The organism is Paraburkholderia flava (genome assembly GCF_004359985.1).
In the GTDB taxonomy this organism is placed as follows: Bacteria; Pseudomonadota; Gammaproteobacteria; order Burkholderiales; family Burkholderiaceae; genus Paraburkholderia; species Paraburkholderia flava.
The window spans coordinates 589,249-610,598 of the sequence record NZ_SMRO01000002.1; the positions used below are offsets into that span (position 1 = coordinate 589,249).

A 21,350-nucleotide genomic window follows, 5' to 3' on the forward strand; every position below is an offset into this window, starting at 1 on the left:
GGTGGGGCGCGGCGATGATGCGCGATGGGACATTGGAACGCGGTGCCGGAAAGTTCGCGGTCGCTTTTTATCCCGACGACGATGACGAGACTTCGATACGTGATCGCTGTCGGATGCGCTTTTCGGCTGCGCATCGCGGCCGTTGGCCTGTATCGTGACCGACGATAGATAAGGAGGACCATGTGCAATGGCTGAGCCGTTATTGATCTACTCGGAAGTCCCTCTTTCTTTTGCCGCGTTCAAGCGATGGCTGGCGCTGCCGTCCGCGTCGGTAGAAAGCGATCGGGCCGCTGGTGCAGAAAATTTCGTCGGTAGCATCTGCGGGTTGATCGCGTCGTACATTCAGGGCGCATGCGATCCCGCTACAGGCAACTACCTGATGTGCCGCTACGACCGGACACAGAAGGCTCTGCAATTCGCCGCGTGCCTCTACGACGGCTCGACGGCGGACGCGCGAGAGGACGCGCACCGCCTCGCTGCGATAGCGCGTTCCGCGATCGCGTGTCAGCGTGGTAACGCGAAGAGCGGGTACATCGTGGCGGAGCTCGATGAGCTTAACTGGCCTCCGGCGCAGGACGTCGATAAAGGGCGCATGGCTTCGCTCGAGAAAGACCCCGTCGATGTCACGCCGGAATGGTTCGCCGCGTGGACCTCGGCGCTGGCCACGTTGGGGCCGTTCGAGAGCCAGATGGAGTGGATCGATCGATTGATCCTGGATGAGCTTCGACAAAATGCACTGCTTCAGCAGGCGAGCCCCGAGCGGCCGGTTCGCATAGGCTGGCTTTATACGGATGGCCAGCAGGTTTATGCGTCAGTAGCGGGGAAGTCGTTTTACGTCGACGATCCCGACGCGCCCGATGGCCAGCGAATGGAGCGCACACCCGACGCGCTCTATTTCCTCGAAGGCGCGAATCCCCGCACGATGCGCGCGCTGTGCGACGACTACTACACCGACGGGAACCTGCTATGGCATTGCAATATATTTTCAGGCGAGATGCCGCAGGCTCTCGCGTACTGCAAAGGCCATACCCCCAGCATCTACAAATTTGTGGACAGCTCCATCGACTCGCTTGTCGTGATGGGTGATTCGGCGTGGAACGTCGCGTACGACGACAGCAAGCCACCTCAGCATCGCTATCACGTCCGGCACACGGCGATCGACGGCAACACGTTCGAGCGGATATCGGCTACGCGTTCGTTTCGGGATTGTCGACGACGCTACGCGTTCGACGAGCGCACCGGCCTCTGCCCCGTTGAAGAGCCGTAACGTGCGACGCCCGACGTGTCGGCGAATCCAGAAAAACAAAAAGCCCAGTCGCGATGACTGGGCTTTTGCCTGAAACTGTTTGGTGCCGGAAAGAGGAATCGAACCCCCGACCTTCGCATTACGAATGCGCTGCTCTACCGTCTGAGCTATTCCGGCATCAGGGAACCGCGATTATAGGGACGTTTTACGGCTCTTGGCAAGTCCCGCGCTCAATTTTTTGACTCGAGGTGGTACCGCGTGACGCGGTCCACTTCGTTCTTCGAGCCGAGGAACACGGCAACGCGTTCGTGCAGGCTCTTCGGCTGGATATCCAGAATGCGCTTGTGGCCGTTGGTTGCCGCACCGCCCGCCTGCTCGACGATGAACGCCATCGGGTTCGCTTCGTACATCAGGCGCAGCTTGCCGGGCTTGTCCGGCGTGCGCATGTCGGCGGGGTACATGAAGATGCCGCCGCGGTTCAGGATACGGTGCACGTCGGCGACCATCGATGCGATCCAGCGCATGTTGAAGTCCGCCTGCCGCGCGCCGTCCTTGCCGTCCTTCAATTCGCCGACGTACTGCTGGACCGGCGGATACCAGTGACGCTCGTTCGACGCATTGATCGCGAATTCGCGCGTCTCGACGGGGATGCGCATGTCGCTTTGCGTGAGCACCCACGACCCGAGCTCGCGATCCAGCGTGAAGCAGTTCACGCCGTGGCCGGTGGTCAGCACGAACACGGTTTGCGGACCGTACACCGCGTAGCCCGCCGCGACCTGCTTGGTGCCCGGTTGCAGGAACGACTGCTCGGTGGATTGCTGGCCGTCGGGCGAACGCAGCACCGAGAAGATCGTGCCGATGGAAACGTTCACATCGATGTTCGACGACCCGTCGAGCGGATCGAACACCAACAGGTATTCGCCCTTCGGATAGTTCGCGGGGATCGGAAAGAACTGCTCCATTTCTTCCGATGCCATGCCGGCGAGGTTGCCGCCCCATTCGTTGGCTTCGAGCAGGATTTCGTTCGACAGGATGTCGAGCTTCTTCTGCACTTCGCCCTGCACGTTTTCGCTGCCGGCGGTGCCGAGCGCGTCGCCGAGCGCGCCCTTGCTGACGTGATAGCTGATCGCCTTGCACGCGCGCGCGACGACTTCGATCAGCAGGCGCAGGTCGGCCGGCAGGTTGTTGTTCTCGCGTTGCTGCTCGATCAGATACTTGGTGAGAGTGGTACGACGCTGCAAGGCCATTGCTCTACTCCGGAAAGGCGAAGGGGACAGTCGGGATTTTACCCGCTCGGATCGGGTGCTCCGTGTTTTCCCGGGTTTTGTCGCGATCGCGCGGTGGCAGCCGGTGTGCGATTGGCGAGCGAGGCACAAAAAAGCCGGCACAGGTGCCGGCTTTCGATGCAACGCAAACCGCTCCGCCTACGCGAGCGCCTTCTCGACGATCTCGCGCACGTCGCGCGATTTCACCTGTGCTGCAACCCGTTCGAGCGCACTGCGCATCTTGTCGCGCAACGCCGGCGTGAAGCGGCGCCACAGTTCGAGCGAACGCGCGAGCCGCGCGGCAACCTGCGGATTCAACGCATCGAGTGCGATGACCTGCTCGGCCCAGAACGCGTAGCCCGAGCCGTCTTCCGCGTGGAACTGCGACGGGTTCGCCGCGCAGAAGCTGAAAATAAGCGAGCGCGCGCGGTTCGGATTCTTCAGATTGAACGCGGGATGCGACATCAGTTTGCGCACGATGTCGATCACCGGACGCTGCGCCGAACCGCGCTGGGTGGCCTGCAGCGCGAACCACTTGTCGATGACGAGCGGTTCCTTCTCGAAGCGCTGATAGAAATCGGCGAGCGCGTCCTGCGCGCGCTGTACCGCGTGACTGTCGCCGGCCGCCGATGCCGTGAGCAGTGCGGACAACGCCGCGGACCGGTCGGTCATGTTGTTCGCCGCGTCGTACTGCGCGCCGGCGAGACGGACCGCGTCGGCCGGATCGTCGAGTTCCGCGAGGTACGCGAGCGCGAGATTCTTCAACGCGCGATGACCGCCCGCGTCAGGCGTCGCTTCGTACGCGCCGGGCGTCTGATGGCGTTCGTAGATCGTCAGCCAGTCGGAGCGCAGCGCATCGGCGAGACGCTTGCGGACGAACTGCCGCGCGACGTGAACCGCGGCCGGATTCGACTCGGTCATCTGCTCGGCGAGATACGCTTCGGACGGCAGCATCAGCGCCAGCTCGCGGAACGCGGGCGACAGCGTTTCGTCGGTCAGCACGCGGGCGAATGCGCCGATCACCGTGTCGTCGAACTGCAGCGGCGCACCCGACGCCGCACGCGCGGCGAGCCCGAGCAGTTCGCGTGTCGCGAGCCGCTGGCCCGCCTCCCAGCGGTTGAACGGATCGCTGTCGTGCGCGAGCAGGAACGCGAGTTCGTCGGCCGAGTAGTCGTAATCGACGATCACCGGTGCCGAGAAATTACGCAGCAGCGACGGCAGCGGTTTCTCCGCGACGTCGATGAACGTGAAGGTCTGGTCGGCCTGCGTGAATTCGAGCACACGTGTCGTGCCGTGCGCGGCGGTTTCGCCTTCGAGCCGCAGCGGCAGATCGATGCCGTTCGCGCCGATCAGCCCGATCGCGAACGGGATCAGCAGCGGCCCGGTCTGCGTGTCGCGCACGGCGGGCGTGACGCTGGCCGCGTCGCCGTAGCTTTGCGCGAGCGTCACGCGATACTGGCGCTGCGCGGCGTCGTAGTGCGTGCGCACCGTGACGCGCGGCGTGCCGGCCTGGCTGTACCAGCGCTCGAACTGCGCGAGATCGCGATCGTTCGCGTCCGCCAGCGCATGACGGAAATCGTCGCACGTGACGGCCTGGCCATCATGGCGGCGGAAGTACAGATCCATCCCGCGACGAAAGCCTTCGCGGCCGAACAGCGTCTGATACATCCGCACGACTTCCGAGCCTTTCTCGTAGACCGTCATCGTGTAGAAGTTGTTGATCTCGACGTAGCTTTCGGGGCGCACCGGATGCGCCATCGGGCCCGCGTCCTCGGCGAACTGCATCTGGCGCAGCACGCGGACGTCCTCGATGCGCTTGGTCGCGCGTGCCGCTTCGTCCGTCGCGCCGCCGGCCATGTCCGCGGAAAATTCCTGGTCGCGGAAAACCGTCAGACCTTCCTTCAGACTCAACTGGAACCAGTCGCGGCACGTCACGCGATTGCCGGTCCAGTTATGGAAGTACTCATGCCCGACGACGGCCTCGATGTTCGCGAAGTCGGTATCGGTCGCGGTCTCGGGATTCGCCAGCACGTACTTCGTGTTGAAGATGTTGAGCCCTTTGTTTTCCATCGCGCCCATGTTGAAGTCGCCGACCGCGACGATCATGAAGCGGTCCAGATCGAGTTCGAGCCCGAAGCGCTTTTCGTCCCACTGGATCGAGTGGATCAGCGAATCCATCGCGTGACGCGTCTTGTCGAGATCGTGCGGTTCGACCCACACCTGCAGCAGCTTTTCCTTGCCCGAACCGGTGCGCACGCGTTCCTCGAGCGCGACGAGCTTGCCCGCGACCAGCGCGAACAGATAGCTCGGCTTCCTGAACGGATCTTCCCAGCGGGCGAAGTGGCGGCCGTCGGGCAGATCGCCGGTTTCGAGCAGATTGCCGTTCGACAGCAGCACCGGGTACGCGGTCTTGTCCGCGCGTAGCGTGACGGTGTACGTGGCCATCACGTCGGGGCGATCGAGGAAATACGTGATGCGCCGGAAGCCCTCGGCCTCGCACTGCGTGAAAAAGTTGCCGCTCGATACGTAGAGGCCGGACAGCGTCGTGTTCTCAGCGGGATTGCACGCGCTGACGAGCGTGAGTTCGAACGCGTCGGGCACGTTGTCGACCGACAGACCGTGCTCGTGCGGACGCACAGCGGTGTACGGCGCGCCGTCGAGCGTCGCGCCGACGAACTCCAGTTGCTCGCCCATCAGTTCGAAGTGGGCGGCACGGGTGCCACGGGTAGCGTCCGGATTACGGCGCACACGCATCGTGCTGCGGACGATCGTGCGTTCGGGGACGAGATCGAATTCGAGCGCGACGGTATCGATCAGGAAAGCGGGCGGCGCGTAGTCGGCGCGGTGGATCACGACGGGAGTTGCGGTATCGGCCATGGTCTCGGATGAGAGAGGGGGATTTGGAGCCGGTTCGCGGGGTACGCGAACCGGACATGTCGGCCCATTGTACAAAGGCTCGACGGTTCCTGCGGGGCGAACTTTTTACCGCCTCGCGCAGTCAGCGTATTATCGGCCCGCCGCGCGACGCGTGGCTTACGACAGCAATACGAGGACGACCATGAAGCTCGATCGATGGACCCGCCACGCCGCACTGACGCTGGCGGCACTGAGCGTACTGTTTTCCGGCTGCACGACCTACGTGGCGAGCCGCGTGACCGCATTCTCCGACTGGAACGGCAGCGACGCGACGCGGACCTATGCGTTCACGCGCACGGCAGAGCAGCAGAATAATCTCGAGCAGGGCACCTACGAGCGGATCGTCGCCGACGAACTCGCGAGCGATGCTTTCCGCCGCGTCGATCCGGCTGCGGCCCGCTATCTGGTCGGACTCACGTATTCGACGCACGCCGACACGATGACGATCGCGCAGCCGGTCTACTACAACCCGTGGCCGGGTCCTTACTGGGGCCGTCCGTTCGATCCGTGGGGGCCGTTCGGGCCACCGTTCCCGGCGGGCTACGTGAATCAGACCTATCCGGTGTCGGTGCACACGCTCGGCATCCGGATCACCGAGCGCATGACCGGCAAGGAGGTCTACAACGTGACGGCGCGCACCGGTGGTGATGATCCGTCTTTGGTCGGCGCGATGCCGTACCTCGCGCGCAGCGCGCTCGCCGACTTCCCGCTCGCGAACGGCACAGTGCGCATGGTCAAGATTCCGCTCGATAAAAACGGTGGGCGGCCGAACGAAATGTCCGGTGCGCCGGCTGCCGCGGCGCCTGCGGCAGCGTCCGCACCGAAGGTCGTGCAGTAGGTTTTTCTTTTGCCAGTCTTGCGTGTGCAGCCGGCGTGAACGGCTGTACAAAAAGAACGGCCTCGCAGGGTGAACCTGCGAGGCCGTTCTTTTTTGCGGTGTCTGAGAATCTGTGAGGACGTCTTTATACGTGGTGCAGCGGGGACAGCGTTAAAGCGTTAGAGACCGACACCCATGATCGCGAGGGCGCCGAGCACGACGAACATCACGGCCGCGATGCCGTGCACAAGCTTCGTCGGCAGGCGATGCGCGAAGCGGTCGCCGAGCAGGATCGCCGGCACGTTCGCGATCATCATCCCGAGCGTCGTGCCCGCGACCACGCCGAAGAAGTCGTGGAAGCGCGCCGCGAGCGCGACCGTCGCGAGCTGCGTCTTGTCGCCCATCTCGGCGAGGAAGAACGTGACCACGGTTGCGCCGAACACGCCGAGCCGGGTGCGCGTCGCTTTCGCTTCTTCGTCGTCGAGCTTGTCGGGCACGAGTATCCATAACCCCATCCCGATGAACGATGCAGCGAGCGCCCAGCGCATGATGGTCGGCGTGACGAGCGAACCGAGCCACGCACCGAGCGCGCCGGCGCCTGCGTGATTGACCATCGTCGCGACGAGTACGCCGAGAATGATCGGTAGCGGTTTGCGATAGCGGGCCGCGAGGACGAGCGACAGCAGTTGCGTCTTGTCGCCGATTTCGGCAAGCGCGACTGCGCCTGTTGAGATCAGAAAGGCTTGTTCCACGTGTGATTGTCTTCCGGGCCGAGATGAGTGCGAGCGACGATCCACGACGCACCGGGCCCTGTGACGGCGGTCATGGATCATCGGTCTCGCCAGGCCCGAGGCTGCGTCTGCCATGGCCGTGAGGCCAAGTTTGTTGACAGACGCCCCCGCGAATCGCGTGCCGTGCGCCCGGTGAAGCAGATGGCGCTGACGCGTTGCGGGGCGGCTACTCCCCAATGAAGGGCGGAGTATAGCACGCGGTTTTTGTCGTATCGGTACGAAGCCGGTGAGCCGCGCAGTGTGTCCGGAAGAGGTTTCGCACTGCACCGGATAGCGGAGTTTTACGCGTGATTGTCGGGTCTCTGAAAGCTTTGGGTGGGGGAAATTGCCAGGTCTTTTGCAATGGCCGCAAGAGGTTCTTTGTTAAGTGTTCACGTTGCTTTGACATTTCGTCGCGCTGACGACACGAATGCATACCTACACGTTTATTGAAGCTGATTTACTGCGGGATATTCAGTATGATTCCGCGCATACGGGGTACATAAAGTAAGTGCGAGAAAGTGCGACACGCTGGACGTGCTGCCTAAATAAACAGGGCAATGTGCCGTTAATTCGCTGAACCATAGAAAAAGACTGGATCGACTCCGGAAGCAATTGTCCCGCGAGCGTTGCGCCCTTAAGGCGTGCATCGCGAAGGGCACGCTCCGTCAGGCACCAGCAGCCAACCTAAGCGTGAACCGATATGCCCGATCTGCACTGGACTATTCCGGTTGCCCGCTGGTCTTCCTGGCCCGTCGCCGCAGCCGCAGCGCCCGATATCGGCTTTATCGAGCCGATGGTCCGGCGTCGTCTGAGCACTCTGTCACGTATCGCACTGAAGGTCGCGCATGATTGTGTGGCGCAATATCCCGAAGTCCGCGTCGTCTTTGCGTCTCGCCACGGCGAGTTGCGGCGCACCACCGATATTCTCGAATCCATCACGACCGGCGAACCCGTATCGCCGACTGCCTTTAGTCTGTCCGTGCTGAACGCGATGTCCGGCGTATTCGGTATTGCGCGCGGCGATCGCTCGCCTGCGAATGCGGTGTCGGCGGGTGCTGAAACGCTCGGATACGCGTTACTCGAAGCCCATGCGCAATATGCGGCGGATCCGTCAGGGCCTGTGCTGCTCGTCTACGCCGACGAACCCGCCGACGCAGTCTACGGTCCCGTCGACGACGAAGTGCAGGGCGGTGCGATCGCGGTGCTGCTCGATGCCGTTCCTGCAGACCAACCTCCGGCACAACTCGAATGCACGGTCGTCACGAACACGACTGAAATCGCATCCGCCGCTGCCACGCTCACATCCTTCGCGACCCAAGGCGAGGCGGTACTGCACTGCCTGTCGCAGCGCGAACCGGCCGCATGGCGCAGCGCACGTTCGACGTGGCAATGGCACTGGCGCGGAGCCGCAGCATGACGACGCGTATCGGCTACTACTGGCGACTGTTCGCGACAGGGCTGAGCTTCATCGTATTCGGCCTGTGCGGTCTCGCGTTTTCGCTGCTGGTGTTTCCGCTCGTGTGGCTGTGGCCGCACCGCGCGTCACGGCAGCGTGTCGTCACGCTCACGATCCATCATTTTTTTCGCGCGCTTGTCGCCGCGTTGCAGAAGATCGGTGTGATGGAGCTCGACGTGCGCGGCGCCGAGGCGTTGCGCACGCGCGGGCCGGCCATCGTCGTCGCGAATCACCCCACTTACCTCGACGTGGTCGTGTTGCTGTCGCTCACGCCCGCCGCGTGCTGTGTCGTGAAAAACGCGCATTGGGGCAACCCGTGTTTCTGGGGTATCGTGCGGGCAGCCGAATACGTGAGCAACGCCGACCCTGTCGAACTCGTCGAAGCCGGCTCGCGACAACTCGCGGCGGGCTACACGATGATCGTCTTTCCGGAGGGCACGCGCAGCCCCGCGCCGAACCGCATGCACGTGTTCTCGCGCGGCTTCGCCCACATGGCGCTGAAAGTGGATGCGCCGATCCTGCCGGTCCTGATGGACTGCGATCCCCCGGCGTTTACGCGGCAGATGCGCTGGTACGACGTGCCGCCGCGTCCGTTCCGGATGCGCGTGAATGTGCTCGAGCCACTTGGCGTCGAACAGTTCGCGGCCGACGACACCTCGCCTGCACTCGCCGCGCGCACCGTGACGCGCGCGGTCGAAGCTCACATTACCCGGCATCTGTTCGACTATGGATTCTTTAAAACTGGAAATTAAGCAGCTTCTGATCGAGGCGCTCGATCTCGAAGATCTGAGCCCCGCGGACATCGACGACGATGCGCCGCTGTTCGACACCGACGGTGTCGGCCTCGATTCGATAGACGCACTGGAGATCGGCATCGTGCTGCGCAAGAAGTATCAGCTGACCATCGCAGCGAACGACGAGCGCACGCGGGAGCATTTCCGTTCGATCAACACACTTGCGGCACTGATCGCCAGCCAGCGCGATACGGGCCATGCAATGAACGAAACCGCCACGAAAGGGGAATGAATCGTGACCGATGCAGAGATTCTTGATCGCATCCGCGCCATCTTCAAGGAGAACTTCGCGATCGAGCCGGAGCGCGTGACGCCCGAGGCTCACCTGTTCGAAGAACTCGATCTCGACAGCATCGACGCCGTCGATCTCGCGATCAAGCTGCAGGAAATGACCGGCCGCCGCATCAAGCCGGATGAGTTCAAGTCGGTACGCACCGTCGGCGACGTCATCAGCGCGGTCGAGTCGCTACTCGCGGCGCAGGACTGATGCAGTCGACGCGGATACTCGGCGGCATCGTCCAGGTGACGCTGACGCTGGCCTACCCGGCGTTGATCCTCTGTGCGTGGCACTGGAACGCGCCGCGCTACGTCGGCTGCATGCTGCTTGCGGTGCTGTGGCTGCAGCGCTGGATCGGTCGCGGCAGCATCGCCCGTTCGCTGCGGCGCTTCACCACGATCGACTGGTGCGTGGCAGGCGTGCTGAGCGTTGCGTCGGCGGCCATCGTCGTCACCAACAGCGAGATGCTGTTGCGTCTGTATCCGTCGCTGGTCAATCTCGGGCTGCTCGTCGCGTTCGGTGCGACGCTCGTGCGCGGCCCGTCGATGATCGAAAAGTTCGCGCGGCTGCGCCATCCCGATCTGAGCCCGGCCGCCGTGCAGCATACGTACCGCGTCACGCAGATCTGGTGCGCGTTCTTTGCACTGAACGGCGCGTTCTCCGCGTACACCGCGCTGGCGTGGTCGCGCGGCGCGTGGTCGCTGTATAACGGCGCGATCTCGTATGGGTTGATCGGCGTGCTGCTGGGCGGCGAGATCGTATGGCGCTATCTGGTCGTGCTGCCGCGTGCGGCGCGCTCGGGGACCGCATGATCGCGCTGCACGAACTGCTGGGCACACCGCATGCGGACGATACGCCGGTGTGCCGCGACGGTGCGTCGATGCACGACGCCGCTGCGTTTCGCATGTACGTGCTGAATGCCGCTGCGGTATTGCGCTCGCAGACCGCGCAACGCGTCGCCCTCTGCATCGACGATCCCTTCCACTTTGCGTGCGTGCTGTTTGCGTTGTTCGCGTGCGGCAAGACGCCGGTAGTGCCGGCGAATTCGACGCAAGGCTACCTCGCTGATCTGGCGGGCGCTTACGATGCGCTGCTGACGGATGCGGATGTGCCCGCGCTCATCGCGCACGCGTCGTCGCCGCTACCCGCAGCTACAACTGCCATCGCGATCGATCCGCATGCGCCGCTCGTGCTCTTCACGTCCGGCAGCAGCGGCACGCCGAAGCCGGTTCACAAGACGCTCGCGCAGTTCGACGCCGAGGTCCACACGCTCGAACGTCAATGGGGTGCGCTGGCCGGTACCGCCACGATGCTCGCAAGTGTTCCGCACCATCATATCTATGGGTTGCTGTTCCGCGTGCTGTGGCCGCTCGCGGCGGGTCGCGCGTTCGACCGCACATTAATCACCGATCCGTCGCAATTGCAGGCGCGGCTCGCGCAAGGCGGCAGCGCACTCGTCGTGTCGACGCCCGCGCAGCTGTCGCGCTGGCCGTCCCTTGAAGGCTTCGCTTCGCTCGCACCCGCGCCGCTCGCGTTCTTTTCGTCGGGCGGTCCGCTCGATCCGCGCACCGCGTCCGACTACGCGTCGACGTTCGGTGCCGCGCCGATCGAGATCTACGGCAGTACCGAAACCGGCGGCATTGCATGGCGTCGGCAGAGCGACACCGATGCGTGGCAGCCGGTCGTGGGCGTCGATGTGCGTCGCGATGAAGACGGCGCGCTTTCCGTCCGTTCACCGCACCTCGACCACGACGGCTGGCATCGCACCGAAGACGCGATCGTCTTCGATGACGACGGGCGCTTTCGTCTGCAGGGCCGTCTCGATCGCGTGATCAAGCTCGACGGCAAGCGCGTATCGCTTCCGGAACTCGAAGCGCTGCTGGCACGCCATCCGCATGTCGCGCAGGCGGCCATCGCGCGACTCGCCGGCGCAACGCGCGAGCGGATCGGTGCGCTGGTCGCGTTGACGCCGCAGGGGCGCGACGCGTTGCGCGCGAACGGCCGCGTCGCGCTCGCGAAAACTTTGCGTCGCCATCTTGCCGCGTATGTCGACGTCGTCGCGTTGCCGCGCTACTGGCGGTTCCGCGATACGTTGCCGTTCGATGCGCGCGGCAAGCTGCCGGCCGCCGCCGTAGCAGCCGCATTCGATGTGGGCACCGAAGGCTTCGAATTGCTGGCCGAAACGCGTATCGACGACGCACTACATTTCGAACTGCGCGTACCGCCGACGCTCGTGCACTTCGCCGGCCACTTTCCCGGGCTGGCGATTCTGCCGGGCGTCGTGCAGATCGACTGGGCGATCCGTCTCGCGTCTACGCATATTGCCGGCGTGCGCGCGGTCGCATCGATCGACCGCCTGAAATTTCTTGCGCCGGTTCCGCCTGGCGCGGTGCTGCAACTGACACTCGAGCATGACGCCGCGCAACGTCGCGTGCGCTTCGGTTACCGGCTGGGCGAACGTGACTGTGCGTCGGGTGTGATCGTCTATCGGGAGGACGCATGAGCTTCACGCCATGCATCGTGATCCCAATCTACAACCACAAGGATGCGATCGGCGACACGCTTGCGCGTCTTGCGGTGCACGGCCTGCCGTTCTTCGTCGTCGACGACGGCAGCGACGCAGCGACGCAGCAGGTGCTTGCCGGTCTCGCCGCGCATTACGCTGCGCAGTACGCCGGATCGCTGACGCTGCTGCGCCTGCCGCAAAACGGCGGCAAGGGTGCGGCGGTGATGGCCGGTCTGCGCGCCGCCCGCGCGGCCGGTTACACGCACGCGTTGCAGATCGATGCGGACGGCCAGCACGACGCCGACGACGTGCCGCGTTTCATCGACGCCGCGCGCGCCGAGCCCGATGCAGTGATCCTCGGCCGCCCGGTCTACGACGCGAGCGTACCGAAAGCGCGCCTGTACGGCCGCTATCTGACGCACGTGTGGGTGTGGATCGAAACGCTGTCGCTGACGATCCGCGATTCGATGTGCGGCTTTCGTCTGTATCCGCTGGATGTCGTGTGCGCGTTGATCGAGGCCGTTGCGCTGCCGACGCGGATGGATTTCGACATAGCAATTCTGGTGCGGCTGCACTGGCGACGCGTGCAGTTCCGCTCGATCCCGACACGCGTCACTTACGCTGCCGACGGCGTGTCGCATTTCGACGTGCTATGGGACAACGTGCGCATCAGCCGCGGCCATGTGCGGCTCGTCGCAGGCATGCTGCTGCGGCTGCCGATACTGCTCGCGCGCAAGGTGCTACCGGCGCGTCAACGAAACACGGCTAAGCCCGACGACAACACACAACACTGGTGGCGCATCGCGGAACGCGGCAGTTCGCTCGGCATGGGACTGCTCGCGCTGAGTTGCCGCTGGTTCGGCATGGGTTTCACCGCGCTGTGGCTGCATCCGGTCGTCGCGTATTTCCTGCTGACCGGACGCGCAGCACGCGACGCATCGCGCCTCTACTTCACGCGTCTCGCCGAAGCGGCACCGGACCTCGCCACCCCACGTCCCGGCTGGTCGAGCGCGTACCGGCAGATGTTTTCGTTCGCGCGTTCGGGCCTCGACAAGCTGGCCGCATGGTCGGGCCGGGTCGACTCGTCCGATGTCGCGTTCGACGATTCCACCGCATTCGACGCGCTCGTCGCGAGCGGTCGCGGCGCGCTGGTGATCGGCGCGCACCTCGGCAACCTGGAGATGACGCGCGCACTTGCTGCACGCGGCGCGCACACGAAGGTCACGGCGGTGGTCTACACCGAACACGCGCGCCGCTTCAATCGCGTGCTGGCGTCGGCGAACAGCGAGTTCTCACGACGCCTCGTCGAGGTCGGCGATTTCGGTCCGGAAACTTCGATGCTGATGCAGGAGCGCATCGACGCGGGCGAACTGCTGGTGATCGTCGGCGACCGCGTGCCCGCGCGCGAGTCCGGCCGCACCACCGACGCACGCTTTCTCGGTGCGACCGCGCCGTTCGCGCAGGGGCCGTACGTGCTCGCGCATGCACTCGGCTGCCCGGTCTATCTGTTCTTCTGTCTGAAAGAGCACGACGGCGAGCGTGAACGCTACCGTCTGTATTTCGAGCCGTTCGCCGAGCGCATCGCACTGCCGCGCCGCGAGCGCGCGCAGCATATCGCCGCCTGGGCGCAGCGTTACGCCGCACGGCTCGAACACTATTGCCGCAAGGCTCCCTATCAATGGTTCAATTTCTTCGATTTCTGGGCGCGTGCGCCGAGGGTCGTTCCTTCCGGCACCACCGGACAGGCGAACGGAGGCGCGAATGGCCGAACATGATCTGAGCTGCGACGTGGATAGCGACGCGGCAACCGCAGTCACCGCAGTCACGATAGGCGGCCGCCAGTTGACGATCGAAGAGGTCGTCGCGATCGCTCGACGGCGCGTGCCGGTCGCGCTCAGCAGCGACACTGAGTGGCGCGCACGGATCGAACGCGGCGCTGCGTTTCTGCGCCGACACCTCGCGGCCGGTGCGACCGTCTACGGCGTCAACACCGGATATGGCGACGCGTGCGTCGTGGACGTGCCGCCCGATCTCGTCGAAGCATTGCCGCTGCAGCTCACGCGCTATCACGGCTGCGGCATGGGCGAGCATCTCGACGATGCGCAGACGCTCGCCGTGATCGCCGCGCGGCTCAATTCGCTCGCGTACGGATACTCGGGCGTGCGGACGGTGCTGCTCGAACGGCTCGCGGATCTGATCAATCATCGCGTGCTGCCGCGCATTCCGTCCGAGGGTTCGGTCGGCGCGAGCGGCGACCTGACGCCGCTGTCGTATGTCGCGGCGGCGCTCGTCGGCGAACGCGACGTGCTGTTCAACGGAACGCTGCGCGATGCAGCGGACGTCTGGGCCGAGCTTGACCATGCGCCGCTCGTCCTCGCACCGAAGGAAGGGCTCGCGTTGATGAACGGCACGGCGGTGATGACGGGCCTCGCGTGTCTCGCCTACGCGCGTGCCGCGCAGCTCACGCGTCTCGCCGCGAGTCTCACCGCACTCTGCACGGTGGCGCTCGACGGCCGCGCCGCGCACTTCGACGCGTTGCTGTTCGAGGCGAAGCCGCACGCCGGCCAGATGGAAGCGGCCGCGTGGATTCGCGCCGATCTCGCTGGTCGCGACGATACGCCGGGACATCGTCTGCAGGATCGCTATTCGATTCGCTGTGCGCCGCATGTGATCGGCGTTGCGCGCGATGCGCTGTCGTGGATACGTCGTGACGTCGAGAACGAGCTCAACAGCGCGAACGACAATCCGCTCGTCGATCCCGGTGGTGAGCGCGTGCTGCACGGCGGCAACTTCTACGGCGGACACATTGCATTTGCGATGGACGCGTTGAAAACCGCCGTTGCGAATCTCGCGGACCTGATGGACCGGCAACTCGCATTGCTGGTCGACGACAAGTTCAACAACGGCCTGCCGCGCAATCTGACCGGTGCGTCGCCTGCGCGTGCGCCGATCAATCATGGCTTCAAGGCCGTGCAGATTTCGTCGTCCGCGTGGACCGCCGAGGCGCTGAAGCTGACGATGCCCGCGAGCGTGTTTTCACGCTCGACCGAGGCGCACAACCAGGACAAGGTCAGCATGGGCACGATCGCCGCGCGCGACTGTTTGCGCGTGCTGCAACTGACCGAGCAGGTAGCCGCCGCACACACGCTCGCGGCGGTGCAGGCGGTTGAATTGCGCCGACGTGTCAACGATGAGCCGGTTCCCGTCGCGCTGCGCGCGTTGATCGCGGATGTGCGGGCGCAGTCGGCTTTCGTCGACGAAGACCGTGCGCTTGAGCCGGACCTGCGTGCACTGACGGCTGCAATAGCTGATGGTGCATTCGGCGACGGCGCGTCACGCGATGGAGCGCAGCAAGGGGCGCCGCATGCCTGATTCCCACCGCGTGCTGACCGCCAGCGCCACCGTCGAAGTGCCGTTCCACGACGTCGATGCGATGAACGTGTGCTGGCACGGCCACTATCTGAAGTACTTCGAGATCGGCCGCGCTGCGCTGCTGCGCGCGTTCGACTACGACTATCCGGCGATGCAGGCATCCGGCTATCTATGGCCGATCGTCGAGGCGCATCTGAAGTACGTCAGGCCGGCGGTGTACGGTCAGCGCGTCGATGTGCGCACCGAACTGCTCGAATACGAGAACCGTTTGAAGATCGGCTACGAGATCGTCGACTGTGCCTCCGGCGAACGGTTGACCAAGGGGTACACGATCCAGGTAGCGATCGATGCGGCCACGCAGGAGCTGCAGTTCGTGTCGCCGCCGGTCGTATTCGAAAAGCTGGAGCGCATATGGGGGCGCTGATCCGGGCGTTGGCCATTGTGCTGTGCGCTGCGACGACCGTCGCGCTGGCCGCTGAACCGGCCGCACAAAAGGCACAGACCGCACCGGCTACGCAGACCACCGCCGACACCGCACTCGTGTCGCAGATCGCCGCGCATCTCGCGCAGGCGAAGGGCATCCGCGCGCGCTTCACGCAGACGCAAACACTCTCCGCGATGAAGCAGCCGCTCGTCAGCCACGGCTCGCTGCTGTTTTTTCGCGAACGCGGCGTGATCTGGCAGATCGACGCGCCGTATCGCACGACCTACGTGATTACCGACGCCGGTGTCACCGAAGTGAACGCGCAGGGTCGGCGCATCGACACGAAGAACCCACGCGGCTCACGCGGCGTCGCACAGGTATCGGGGATGATGCGCGCGATGCTCGGCGGCGATCTCTCGGCGCTGTACGCGCAGTTCGACGTACGCGCGCAAGGCACGCCCGCGCAGTGGCGCATGCAGTTGACGCCGAACCAGCCGCAGATCGCGCAGTCGCTGCACGGTTTGCAGATGGAAGGCGGCGCGTATCTGCAGACGCTGCATATCGCGCTCGCGAACGGCGACGCAACGCAGCTCGATTTCGCCGACACAACGACCGTCGATACACCGACGCCCGCCGAACTCGCGCTGTTCGGAGCTCGATGATGTCCTCGACGTCGTCCGCGAAGCAGATCTGGGCCGTGCGCATCGCGTGGCTGCTGCTCGCGCTCGTCGCGGCAGGCTACTGCGCGTCGCGTTTCGCGGGATCGTCGCCGCTGCAGACCGATCTGCTCGCGCTGCTGCCGGCCACCGAAGCCGATCCGATTGCCGAGCGTGCGGTCGACCGGCTCGCTGCCGCGCTGGGTGATCGCACGGTGCTGCTTGTCACGAGCCGCGATGCGGCGCACGCGAAGTCCGCGGCGCGGCAACTGCGTGCATCGCTGGCGGCGAGCGGTGCGTTCCGTTCCGTCACGGCCGACGTGCCGCCGTTCAATCTGTCCGCCATCGCCGGGCTTTATCTGCCGTACCGCTTCGGACTGCTCGCACCAGAGGATCGTGCCGCACTCGCCGATCCGTCGACGTCGCTGCACGACGCACTCGCTGCAAGACTGTACAACCCGGTGCACGCGGGCCTTGCGACACCACTCGCCGACGATCCGTTCGGCTGGCTCGAACACTGGCTCGCGACGCTGCCGCTCGCGACGTCGAATCTCGATCTCGAAGACGGGCTGCTGGTCGCGCATCGCGGCGACGCGACGTCGGTGCTGGTCCTCGCAACGCTGCCCGCGTCGGCATACGACGCGAAGACACAGCAAGCCGTACGCGCAGCGGTCGCGCAAAGCGAAGCGGCATTGGCTCATGCGTATGCCGACGTATCGGTCGCGCGGACCGGCGCGGTGTTCTACGCACAGGCCGCGCGCAGCGATGCGGAGCGCGAGGTGCACCGGATCGGCACGCTGTCCGCATGCGGTATCGCGTTGCTGATGCTGTGGGTCTTCCGCTCGCCACGTTTGCTGCTGGCGGGATTCGTGTCGACCGCGCTCGGCATCGTCTGTGCGCTAGCCGCGACGCTTGCCGTGTTCGGTCAGCTGCATCTGCTGACGCTCGTGTTCGGCGCTAGCCTGATCGGCGAGGCGGTCGATTATTCGATCCAGTATTTTGTGGTCTATCTCGATGCACCTCGTGCGAGCGAAAAGCTCAGTTGGGACGCACGACGCGGCGCGCGTGCGGTACGTCCCGCGCTCGCGGTTGCGCTGTCGACGAGCCTGCTCGGTTACGCGATTCTCGCGTGCGTGCCGTTCCCTGCGCTGAAGCAGATCGCGTGCTTCGCGATCGTCGGGATCTGCACGGCATTCGCGTCGGTGCTGTGGCTGTTGCCCGCGCTTCTGGTCGCACCGCCGAAACGCAGTCCGCAGGCGCTGTTCCATACGGCCGCTCGACTGCTTGCGCGCTGGCACGCCGCGATTGGCGGACGCCGCGCGTGGTTCGTCGCGCTGCTCGTTCTCGTCGTGTCGGTGCCGGGCTGGCTGCGGCTGACGAGCGACGACGATATTCATCTGCTGATCCATCGCGATCCGACGCTCGTCGCCGAAGAAGCGCAAGTGCGCGCTGCGATCGGCATCGACAGTGGTGCGCAGTTCTTCGTCGTGCGGGGTGACACGCCCGAAGCCGTGCTCGAACGCGCGGAAGCGCTCGGCGCGAAGCTCGATGCACTGACCGGCGATCAGCAGACCGGCGGATGGCAATCGGTCACGTCGTTCGTGCCGTCGGCGCGGCAGCAGGCAAGCGACCGTGCGCTACTCGCGCAGCGCGTGTTCGCCGACCCCGCGAAGCTGCGCGCGCTGCTCGCCGACGCGGGCTTTCGCGACGACGTCGCCGACTCGTGGCTCGCGGCATTTGGGCGCTCGGCGGGTGCCACGCTTGACGTCGACCGTTGGCTCGCCGCGCCGTGGTCGCAGCCGTTCCGTCATCTGTGGCTGGGCAATATGGGCAGCACCGGCGATGGGCATGCTGCCATCTACGCCGCCGTGGTGATCCCGCAACGCGTGACAACCGCGAACGAAGCGTCATTGCGCGACGTTGCACATGACGTGCAAGGCGTCGTATTCGTCGACAAGGCGGCAAGCGTGTCGCGCCTGTTCGGTGCGTATCGCGTCGACAGCGGACTGTGGCTCGCGGGCGCGCTCGTGCTGGTGACCGGTCTGCTGATGTGGCGCTACACGCCGCGCGGCGGCATCGCCACCGCGCTGCCGGTGCTGCTGGCGGTGGCGATCACGCTCGCGGTGTTCGGCTATGCGCGCGTCCCGCTGACACTGTTCAACTGGCTGGCGCTAATGCTGGTGCTGGGCGTCGGTGCAAACTATGCGGTGTTCCTGCGCGAAGGTGCGCGCCGCGCGGACGCCGATCTCGGTGCGGTATGGACGGGCGTGCTGCTGTCGGCGGCGACGACGTTGCTATCGTTCGGCCTGCTCGGCATGAGCGACATGCCCGCGCTGCAAAGTTTCGGCGGCACGCTTGCGCTCGGTATCGGCGTATCGGTGCTGCTGGCGCCGATCGGCATGCCGTCGACGACGAGGAGAATCGCGTGAACGCGTCACCTGTCTATCTGCACGCACTCGGGATGATCAACGCGCTCGGCAACGACGTTGACGCGATCGTGCCCGCACTCGCCGCGAGCGACGCGCCCGGCATGGGCGTCGTGTCGATGAGCAACGGCGATGCGTTCGTCGGTCGCGTGCTCGCGTCACTTACGTCGCTGGATTTCGCGCCGCCGCCCGCGCTCGCGGACTACGACTGCCGCAACAACCGTCTGCTGCTCGCGGCACTCACGCAGATTGCACCGGCACTCGACGCGGCTCGCGAACGTTACGGCGCACATCGGATCGGCGTCGTGCTCGGCACCAGCACGTCGGGCATCGAAGTCGCCGAGACCGCGCTGGCAGAGCGTGCGCGGACGGGCGCGCTGCCGTCCGCATTCCGCTACCGGCAGATGGAAATCGGCACCGCTGCGCCGTTCGCGGCTGCCGCACTCGGCATCGGTGGTCCGGCGTTCACGATCTCGACTGCGTGCACGTCGAGTGCGAAAGCGTTTGTGTCGGCACGCCGTCTATTGCAGTTGAAGCTGTGCGACGCGGTGGTTGTGGGCGGCGTCGACTCGCTGTGCGAACTCACGGTGCAGGGTTTCGGCTCGCTCGAATCGACGACCGTGGCGCGGACCAATCCGATGAGCGTTAACCGCTGCGGGATCAACGTCGGCGAAGGGGCCGCCGTATTTCTGATGAGCCGCGAAGAAGGCCCGGTCATGCTCGCAGGCGCCGGCGAATCGAGCGACGCGCATCACATCTCCGCGCCCGATCCGCACGGCACCGGTGGCGAACTGGCGCTGCGCGCGGCACTCGCCGATGCGGGCATTGCCCCGTCGGCGGTCGGCTACGTGAACCTGCATGCGACCGCGACGCGCAAGAACGACGAGATGGAAGCGCATCTGATGGCGAGAGTCTTTCCGGACGGTGTGGCGGCAAGCGGGACGAAACCGTTGACCGGCCACTCGCTTGGCGCAGCAGGCGCGACCGAACTCGGTTTCGCATGGCTGACGCTGGCGCGCGACGACGTCGCGCTGCCACTCCATCTGTGGGATGGCGAAGCCGATGCCGCGCTCCCGACGCTCGATCTCGTCGAAGACCAGCGCTTCATGCCGCGCACAGGGGGACGGCAGTACGCGATGAGCAACTCGTTTGCCTTTGGCGGCAGCAACGTCAGTCTGATCCTCGGTCGATGAATACCGCCATGACCCACACAATCGACACCGCCCCGACTCTCGCGCACGACGCGTTTCCGCCGATCGAGGCGATCCTGCCGCATCGCGGGACGATGCTGTTGCTAGACCGCGTCAGCGCCTGCAGCAACGAACAGCTGACCGCGCACGCGACGGTGAATCCGGCAGCGTGGTACGTCGACGCCGACGGCGCGATGCCCGCATGGATCGGCATCGAACTGATGGCGCAGGCGATTGCCGCGCACGTGGGCCTGCTCGCGATGCGTGCGGGTGGCCGCGCGCGCCCCGGCGTGCTGCTCGGTTCGCGAAGCTACGTGGCCGTGCTGCCCGCGTTCGCCCGCGACGCGCAACTGCGCATCGACGCGCAGGAACTGCTGCGCAGCGAGGCGGGTCATGGCGCGTACGAATGCACGATCAGTTGCGATGGCGTGCGCTGTGCCGAAGCGGTGATCAAGGTGTACCAGCCGCCCGATTTCCAGACATTCATCGAAGGGAGTTTCAGTTCATGAGCCGGCGTGTTCTCGTTACCGGGGCCAGCCGCGGCATTGGCCGCGCCATTGCCTACCAGCTCGCTGCCGACGGCTTCGTGGTGTCGGTGCATTGCCGCACCGGTCGCGCCGAAGCCGAAGCGGTCACGGCCGGCATTGCCGCGCAGGGCGGCACCGCGCGCGTGCTGCAGTTCGACGTGCGCGATCGCGTCGCGTGCCGCACGGTCCTCGAAGCGGATGTCGCCGAGCACGGCGCCTACTACGGCATCGTGTGCAGCGCGGGCGTGACGCGCGATGCCGCGTTTCCCGCGCTCACCGACGAAGACTGGGACATCGTGATCGAAACCGGGCTCGACTCGTTCTACAACGTCGTCCATCCGCTGACGATGCCGATGGTGCGCGCGCGCAACGGCGGCCGGATCGTCACGATCGCATCGGTGTCCGGCGTGATGGGCAATCGCGGCCAGGTGAACTACAGCGCGGCGAAGGCCGGGCTGATCGGTGCGACGAAAGCGCTGTCGGTCGAACTCGCGACGCGCGGGATCACCGTGAACTGCGTCGCGCCTGGGCTGATCGATACGGGCATGCTCGAATCGGTGCCGCTCGAACACGCGCTGAAGATGGTGCCGATGAACCGCGTGGGGCAGCCGGTCGAAGTCGCATCGGTGGTGAGTTTTCTGATGTCGGATGCCGCGTCGTACGTGACGCGGCAGGTGATCGGCGTGAACGGCGGGATGGTCTGAC

General features: G+C 65.2%; 19 protein-coding genes, 1 tRNA gene and 1 riboswitch. Of the genes, 16 read left to right on the forward strand and 4 right to left on the reverse strand.

From position 1 onward, the window contains the following. Positions 1–379 precede the first annotated feature (379 nt). Positions 380–1,267 (forward strand): hypothetical protein, encoded by an 888-nt coding sequence (locus tag E1748_RS14015; protein WP_166653565.1) that lies wholly within the window; start codon positions 380–382, stop codon positions 1,265–1,267. 80 nt (positions 1,268–1,347) lie between these two features. Here the strand turns inward: E1748_RS14015 and E1748_RS14020 are convergent. The 3 genes from E1748_RS14020 to pepN all read right to left on the reverse strand — a co-directional run bounded on the left by E1748_RS14020 (position 1,348) and on the right by pepN (position 5,388). Next, positions 1,348–1,423 (reverse strand) — tRNA-Thr (locus tag E1748_RS14020). Positions 1,424–1,476: 53 nt separating this feature from the next. Further along, positions 1,477–2,493: a class 1 fructose-bisphosphatase gene (locus E1748_RS14025; protein ID WP_133647827.1), complete on the reverse strand. Its 1,017-nt coding sequence runs from the start codon at positions 2,491–2,493 to the stop codon at positions 1,477–1,479. A gap of 177 nt (positions 2,494–2,670) precedes the next feature. Further along, positions 2,671–5,388: an aminopeptidase N gene (gene pepN, locus E1748_RS14030; protein WP_133647828.1), complete on the reverse strand. Its 2,718-nt coding sequence runs from the start codon at positions 5,386–5,388 to the stop codon at positions 2,671–2,673. Between the two features lie 181 nt (positions 5,389–5,569). Here pepN and E1748_RS14035 point away from each other — a divergent pair, with 181 nt between their 5' ends. Continuing rightward, positions 5,570–6,265: a DUF4136 domain-containing protein gene (locus tag E1748_RS14035; protein WP_133647829.1), complete on the forward strand. Its 696-nt coding sequence runs from the start codon at positions 5,570–5,572 to the stop codon at positions 6,263–6,265. A gap of 158 nt (positions 6,266–6,423) precedes the next feature. Here E1748_RS14035 and E1748_RS14040 read toward each other — a convergent pair whose 3' ends face one another. Continuing rightward, the gene (locus E1748_RS14040) at positions 6,424–6,996 is read right to left on the reverse strand and encodes a TMEM165/GDT1 family protein (protein ID WP_133647830.1); all 573 of its coding nucleotides are present in this window, start codon (positions 6,994–6,996) and stop codon (positions 6,424–6,426) included. Between the two features lie 38 nt (positions 6,997–7,034). Then, positions 7,035–7,222: riboswitch (yybP-ykoY riboswitch) on the reverse strand. 495 nt (positions 7,223–7,717) lie between these two features. Here E1748_RS14040 and E1748_RS14045 point away from each other — a divergent pair. Genes E1748_RS14045 through E1748_RS14110 form a run of 14 tightly spaced genes read left to right on the forward strand, consistent with a single transcriptional unit; the run spans position 7,718 to position 21,349 of the window. Next, positions 7,718–8,434 carry a beta-ketoacyl synthase chain length factor gene (locus E1748_RS14045; RefSeq protein ID WP_133647831.1) on the forward strand — a complete coding sequence of 239 codons (717 nt, stop codon included), beginning with the start codon at positions 7,718–7,720 and terminating at the stop codon, positions 8,432–8,434. Then, complete coding sequence (locus E1748_RS14050; protein ID WP_133647832.1) at positions 8,431–9,225, forward strand: lysophospholipid acyltransferase family protein; 795 nt, start codon at positions 8,431–8,433, stop codon at positions 9,223–9,225. Before E1748_RS14045 ends, E1748_RS14050 begins: the two co-directional genes overlap by 4 nt. After that, positions 9,200–9,499 carry a phosphopantetheine-binding protein gene (locus E1748_RS14055; protein WP_133647833.1) on the forward strand — a complete coding sequence of 100 codons (300 nt, stop codon included), beginning with the start codon at positions 9,200–9,202 and terminating at the stop codon, positions 9,497–9,499. The genes E1748_RS14050 and E1748_RS14055 overlap by 26 nt, the downstream gene beginning before the upstream one ends. A gap of 3 nt (positions 9,500–9,502) precedes the next feature. Then, positions 9,503–9,754, forward strand: a complete 252-nt coding sequence (locus E1748_RS14060; protein WP_133647834.1) for an acyl carrier protein — start codon at positions 9,503–9,505, stop codon at positions 9,752–9,754. Beyond that, a complete protein-coding gene (locus E1748_RS14065) occupies positions 9,754–10,356 on the forward strand; it encodes a COG4648 family protein (RefSeq protein WP_133647835.1) in 603 nt (200 codons plus the stop codon). The genes E1748_RS14060 and E1748_RS14065 overlap by 1 nt, the downstream gene beginning before the upstream one ends. Then, positions 10,353–12,047: an ApeI family dehydratase gene (locus E1748_RS14070; protein ID WP_133649357.1), complete on the forward strand. Its 1,695-nt coding sequence runs from the start codon at positions 10,353–10,355 to the stop codon at positions 12,045–12,047. The genes E1748_RS14065 and E1748_RS14070 overlap by 4 nt, the downstream gene beginning before the upstream one ends. Then, entirely contained in the window at positions 12,044–13,825 is a 1,782-nt protein-coding gene (locus tag E1748_RS14075) for a glycosyltransferase family 2 protein (RefSeq protein WP_133647836.1), read from the forward strand. The genes E1748_RS14070 and E1748_RS14075 overlap by 4 nt, the downstream gene beginning before the upstream one ends. After that, on the forward strand, positions 13,812–15,422 hold the full coding sequence (locus E1748_RS14080; protein WP_133647837.1) for an HAL/PAL/TAL family ammonia-lyase: 1,611 nt from the start codon (positions 13,812–13,814) through the stop codon (positions 15,420–15,422). Before E1748_RS14075 ends, E1748_RS14080 begins: the two co-directional genes overlap by 14 nt. Then, positions 15,415–15,846: an acyl-CoA thioesterase gene (locus E1748_RS14085; protein ID WP_133647838.1), complete on the forward strand. Its 432-nt coding sequence runs from the start codon at positions 15,415–15,417 to the stop codon at positions 15,844–15,846. Before E1748_RS14080 ends, E1748_RS14085 begins: the two co-directional genes overlap by 8 nt. Next, positions 15,834–16,508, forward strand: a complete 675-nt coding sequence (locus tag E1748_RS14090) for a LolA family protein (protein WP_133647839.1) — start codon at positions 15,834–15,836, stop codon at positions 16,506–16,508. The genes E1748_RS14085 and E1748_RS14090 overlap by 13 nt, the downstream gene beginning before the upstream one ends. After that, positions 16,505–18,931, forward strand: a complete 2,427-nt coding sequence (locus E1748_RS14095) for an MMPL family transporter (RefSeq protein ID WP_133647840.1) — start codon at positions 16,505–16,507, stop codon at positions 18,929–18,931. The genes E1748_RS14090 and E1748_RS14095 overlap by 4 nt, the downstream gene beginning before the upstream one ends. Then, entirely contained in the window at positions 18,928–20,121 is a 1,194-nt protein-coding gene (locus E1748_RS14100) for a beta-ketoacyl-[acyl-carrier-protein] synthase family protein (RefSeq protein WP_133647841.1), read from the forward strand. Before E1748_RS14095 ends, E1748_RS14100 begins: the two co-directional genes overlap by 4 nt. An 8-nt stretch (positions 20,122–20,129) precedes the next feature. After that, positions 20,130–20,627 carry a hotdog family protein gene (locus E1748_RS14105; RefSeq protein WP_133647842.1) on the forward strand — a complete coding sequence of 166 codons (498 nt, stop codon included), beginning with the start codon at positions 20,130–20,132 and terminating at the stop codon, positions 20,625–20,627. Then, the gene (locus tag E1748_RS14110; protein ID WP_133647843.1) at positions 20,624–21,349 is read left to right on the forward strand and encodes a 3-ketoacyl-ACP reductase FabG2; all 726 of its coding nucleotides are present in this window, start codon (positions 20,624–20,626) and stop codon (positions 21,347–21,349) included. Before E1748_RS14105 ends, E1748_RS14110 begins: the two co-directional genes overlap by 4 nt. Position 21,350 lies beyond the last annotated feature (1 nt).